5 protein-coding genes and 1 pseudogene are annotated in these 3,820 nt (G+C 68.0%); all 6 read left to right on the forward strand.

All coding sequences use genetic code 11. The annotated features are described in order from the left end of the window. A pseudogene (locus tag JOY90_RS04385) lies at nt 1–276 on the forward strand (signal recognition particle protein); the annotation flags it as partial. 168 nt (nt 277–444) lie between these two features. Next, the gene (gene rpsP, locus JOY90_RS04390; protein WP_291689934.1) at nt 445–780 is read left to right on the forward strand and encodes a 30S ribosomal protein S16; all 336 of its coding nucleotides are present in this window, start codon (nt 445–447) and stop codon (nt 778–780) included. Nucleotides 781–914: 134 nt separating this feature from the next. Continuing rightward, complete coding sequence (rimM, locus tag JOY90_RS04395; protein ID WP_291689938.1) at nt 915–1,439, forward strand: ribosome maturation factor RimM; 525 nt, start codon at nt 915–917, stop codon at nt 1,437–1,439. 30 nt (nt 1,440–1,469) lie between these two features. Continuing rightward, complete coding sequence (locus JOY90_RS04400) at nt 1,470–2,549, forward strand: zinc-binding dehydrogenase (protein ID WP_291689935.1); 1,080 nt, start codon at nt 1,470–1,472, stop codon at nt 2,547–2,549. Between the two features lie 9 nt (nt 2,550–2,558). After that, a complete protein-coding gene (gene trmD / locus JOY90_RS04405) occupies nt 2,559–3,305 on the forward strand; it encodes a tRNA (guanosine(37)-N1)-methyltransferase TrmD (protein ID WP_291689936.1) in 747 nt (248 codons plus the stop codon). A 104-nt stretch (nt 3,306–3,409) separates the two neighbouring features. Next, nucleotides 3,410–3,790, forward strand: coding sequence for a 50S ribosomal protein L19 (gene rplS / locus JOY90_RS04410; protein ID WP_291689937.1), 381 nt, complete (start codon nt 3,410–3,412; stop codon nt 3,788–3,790). Nucleotides 3,791–3,820: the final 30 nt, after the last annotated feature.

Below are 3,820 nucleotides of genomic sequence, written 5' to 3' on the forward strand. Positions count from 1 at the left end.
ATGATGAAGGCCATGGGCTCCGGCAAGCGCGGCCCGCTCGCCGGCATCGCCCAGGCGATGGGCTTTGGCGGCGGCATGCCGACGCCGAGCCCGGAGCAGATGAAGGCGATGGCCGAGAAGATGAAGAGCGGCGGCGGCCCGGGCGGACTGCCCAATCTGCCGAAGGACCTTCCGCCCGGCCTGCGCTCGGGGCTGCCGAACCTGCCGGGGCTCACCGGCCTGTCCGGCAAGCCGCCTTTGCCCGGCCTCGGCGGCTTCCCAGGGAAGAAAAAATGAGAAAGCCTGCCACCCCATCCATTCGTCATTCCGGGATGCGTGCGGAGCACGCTGGCCCGGAATCCATAACCACCATCGGGAGTATGGATTCCGGGCTCGAGGCTTCGCCTCGCCCCGGAATGACGGTTTCGTTAGTCGCATAGATCAAGTCACACTCAGGAGAATCCCATGTCTGTCGTCATTCGTCTCGCGCGCGCGGGCACCAAGAAGCGCCCGGTCTACCACGTCGTCGCCGCCGATTCGCGCTTTCCGCGCGACGGCCGCTTCATCGAGCGGCTCGGTCATTTCAACCCGCTGCTGCCGAAGGACAGCGAGGCGCGGCTGAAGCTCGACATGGACAAGGTGAAGGCCTGGCTCGACAAGGGCGCCCAGCCGTCGGACCGCGTGATGCGCTTTCTCGACGCCGCCGGCGTCAAGAAGCGCGAGCCGCGCAAGAATCCGATCAAGGCCGTGCCGCGCAAGGAGCGCAAGGCGCAGGCCGAGGCCGCCGCCAAGTCGGCTTGACAGTCCGCGTAAGGCTGCCAGATGATCCGGGCCTCGTGCTTCGAGACGCACGGCTTGCGCCGTGCTCCTCAGCATGAGGGTCTGCACCCTCATCCTGAGGAGCCGCGCAGCGGCGTCTCGAAGGATGAGGCCCGCTGATGGCGCCGCACATCTGCATCGCCCGGATCGGCGCCGCGCATGGCGTGCGCGGACAGGTCCGCCTGTGGACCTTCACCGATGATCCGCTTTCGGTCACGCAATACGGCCCGCTGTCGAGCAAGGACGGCACGCGGCAGTTCGAGGTCACGCATGCGCGCGAGGCCAAGGGGCATCTCGTCGCTACGCTGAAGGGCGTCATGACCCGCAACGATGCCGAACGCCTCAACGGCACTGAGCTCTATGTCGCGCGGGAACAACTGCCGGCGACCGAGGATGACGAATATTACCACGCCGACCTGATCGGGCTCGCGGCGCAGACGACCGCCGGCGAGCCGCTCGGCCGGGTCGTCGCGATCCACAATTTCGGCGCCGGCGACATCATCGAGATCGCGCCGCCGGCAGGGGCCAGCATCATGCTGCCGTTCTCGAATGCGGTGGTGCCGACCGTCGATCTCGCCGGCGGCCGCGTGCTGATCGAGTTGCCGGCGGAAATCGAGGGTGACGCTCCCGACGCCGCGTGATCTGCTCGCGACGTGAATGGAGTGACGAACATGGCGACCCACAAGGCCTGGCGGCTGCATGCGCGGGACGACCTGCGCTTCGACGATGTTGAAACGCCGACGCCCGCAGCCGACGGCGTGCTGGTGCGGATCGAGGCCGGCATGGTGCTGTCCTACATGGGCAAGGTGCTGTCGGGCGCAGTGCCCTACAGCCTGCCGCCGATGCCGTTCGTGCCGGGCACAAATGCAATCGGCCGGGTGATCGCAACCGGCGAGAACGTCGGCCACGTCCAGGCCGGCGATCGCGTGTTCCTGAGTCCGCATCTGCGGGGCGACGTGCCCGATCCGGAGCCGCCGCAAATCCTCATCGGCCTCACTTCGATGGCGGCGACCGACGCCGCGCTGAAACTGCAGGCGCGCTGGCGTGACGGCGTGTTCGCCGAGATTGCGCACTGGCCGGCCGCCTGCGTCACGCCGCTGTCCCGACTCGATGACAAGCCGGCGACCGAGCTGATCGGGCTGGCAAAACTGATCGTGCCGTTCGGCGGGCTGCAACGCACCGGGCTTCGCGGCGGCGCCACCATCGTCGTCAACGGCGCATCCGGCTATTTCGGCTCCGGCGCCGCGATGCTGGCCGTCGCCATGGGCGCCGGCCGCGTGGTCGCGGTCGGGCGCAAGCGCGAGGCGCTGGAACAGCTGGTCGGAGCCTTCGGCCCGCGCGTGGTGCCCGCGGTGGTCACCGGCGATACAGCCAACGACCTCGCCACCATCCGCCACGCCGCGGCCGGCGGCGCGGATGTCGCGCTTGACCTGCTGGGCGCAGCCAGCAGCACCTCGACCACGCTCTCCTGCCTGCGCGCGCTGAAGCGCGGCGGCCGGCTGGTGCTGATGGGCAGCGCCGAGGCGCCGCTGGAGTTGTCATTCCGCGAGATGCTGGCCAACGGCTGGGAGGTGGTCGGCCAGTTCATGTACGACCGCACTGCACCAGGCCAGCTCGCAGCGCTCGCCGCCGAAGGGCTGCTCGATCTGAAGAAGATCATCGTCACGCGCTTCGCGCTCGCCGACTTCCCTCGCGCGGTCGAGGCCGCGGCCCTGATGCAGGGCCTCGATCTGACGGCCGTGGTGCCTTAATGACGAGACATGACCGACACCGCCCCGACCTGGCACGCCCCCTGGCGCGCGACCGTGCTGACGCTGTTTCCGGAGATATTTCCGGGGCCGCTCGGCCTGAGCCTGGCGGGTCGCGCGCTGGCGGGCGGCCTTTGGGCGCTGGAAGCGCAGGACATCAGGGACTCGGCCACCGACCGACATCGCAGCGTCGATGACACCCCGGCCGGCGGCGGCCCTGGCATGGTGCTGCGCGCCGACGTGCTGGCGGCGGCGATCGACGCCGCGGCCACGGCCCCCGAGGTTCCGCGGCTCCTGATGAGCCCGCGCGGTCGGCCATTGACCCAGGCGCGGGTGAAGGAGCTTGCCGCGGGGTCCGGCGCACTGATCGTGTGCGGGCGGTTCGAGGGGGTGGACCAGCGGGTGATCGAGGCGCGGAACCTCGAGGAGGTCTCGATCGGCGACTATGTGCTTGCAGGCGGCGAGATCGCCGCACTGGCATTGATCGATGCCTGCGTGAGACTGCTGCCGGGAGTCATGGGCAAGATGGAGTCCGGCACGGAGGAAAGCTTCTCGGCAGGGCTACTGGAATACCCGCAATACACCCGCCCCCAGAGCTTTGAAGGCCGCCCAATCCCGGAAATCCTCACTTCCGGCGACCATGCCAAGGTCGCGGCCTGGCGCCGCGCCGAAGCCGAGGCGTTGACACGGGCGCGGCGGCCCGACCTCTGGAAACGGCGGCCGAGTCCGGATGCAACAAAAAACACGACAAAAGGGTGACAAGCGCTGCCCTTTGCCGTATACGAGCGGCGAAATCCGCAAGTCGTAGCAGGATCAAGCGCGAGCCCCCGTCGGCTGGGCGCGCCGCCGATGGAGATTTACCCGTGAACCTCATTCAGCAGCTCGAAAAAGAGCAATTCGACAAACTGTCGGCCAACAAGGAAATCCCGGATTTCGCCCCCGGCGATACCGTGATCGTCAACGTCAAGGTGGTCGAAGGCGACCGCACCCGCGTGCAGGCCTATGAAGGCGTCTGCATCGGCCGTTCCGGCGGCGGGCTCAACGAGAGCTTCACGGTGCGCAAGATTTCCTATGGCGAGGGCGTGGAGCGTGTGTTCCCGGTGATGTCGCCGATGATCGACTCGATCAAGGTGGTTCGCCGCGGCAAGGTCCGCCGCGCCAAGCTGTATTACCTGCGCAATTTGCGCGGCAAGTCGGCCCGCATCGTCGAGAAGCAGGACCGCGCCACTGCGGTGGGCGAGTAAGCGCCACAAGCACCGGTTTGACGAAAAGCG

Origin of the sequence: Bradyrhizobium sp. (assembly GCF_019242285.1) — a bacterium.
Taxonomy (GTDB): Bacteria; Pseudomonadota; Alphaproteobacteria; order Rhizobiales; family Xanthobacteraceae; genus Bradyrhizobium.

Coding starts and splice junctions, on each gene's coding strand:
- rpsP (WP_291689934.1), top strand. CDS start 445: ATGTCTGTCGTCATTCGTCTCGCGCGCGCGGGCACCAAGAAGCGCCCG.
- JOY90_RS04400 (WP_291689935.1), top strand. CDS start 1,470: ATGGCGACCCACAAGGCCTGGCGGCTGCATGCGCGGGACGACCTGCGC.
- trmD (WP_291689936.1), top strand. CDS start 2,559: ATGACCGACACCGCCCCGACCTGGCACGCCCCCTGGCGCGCGACCGTG.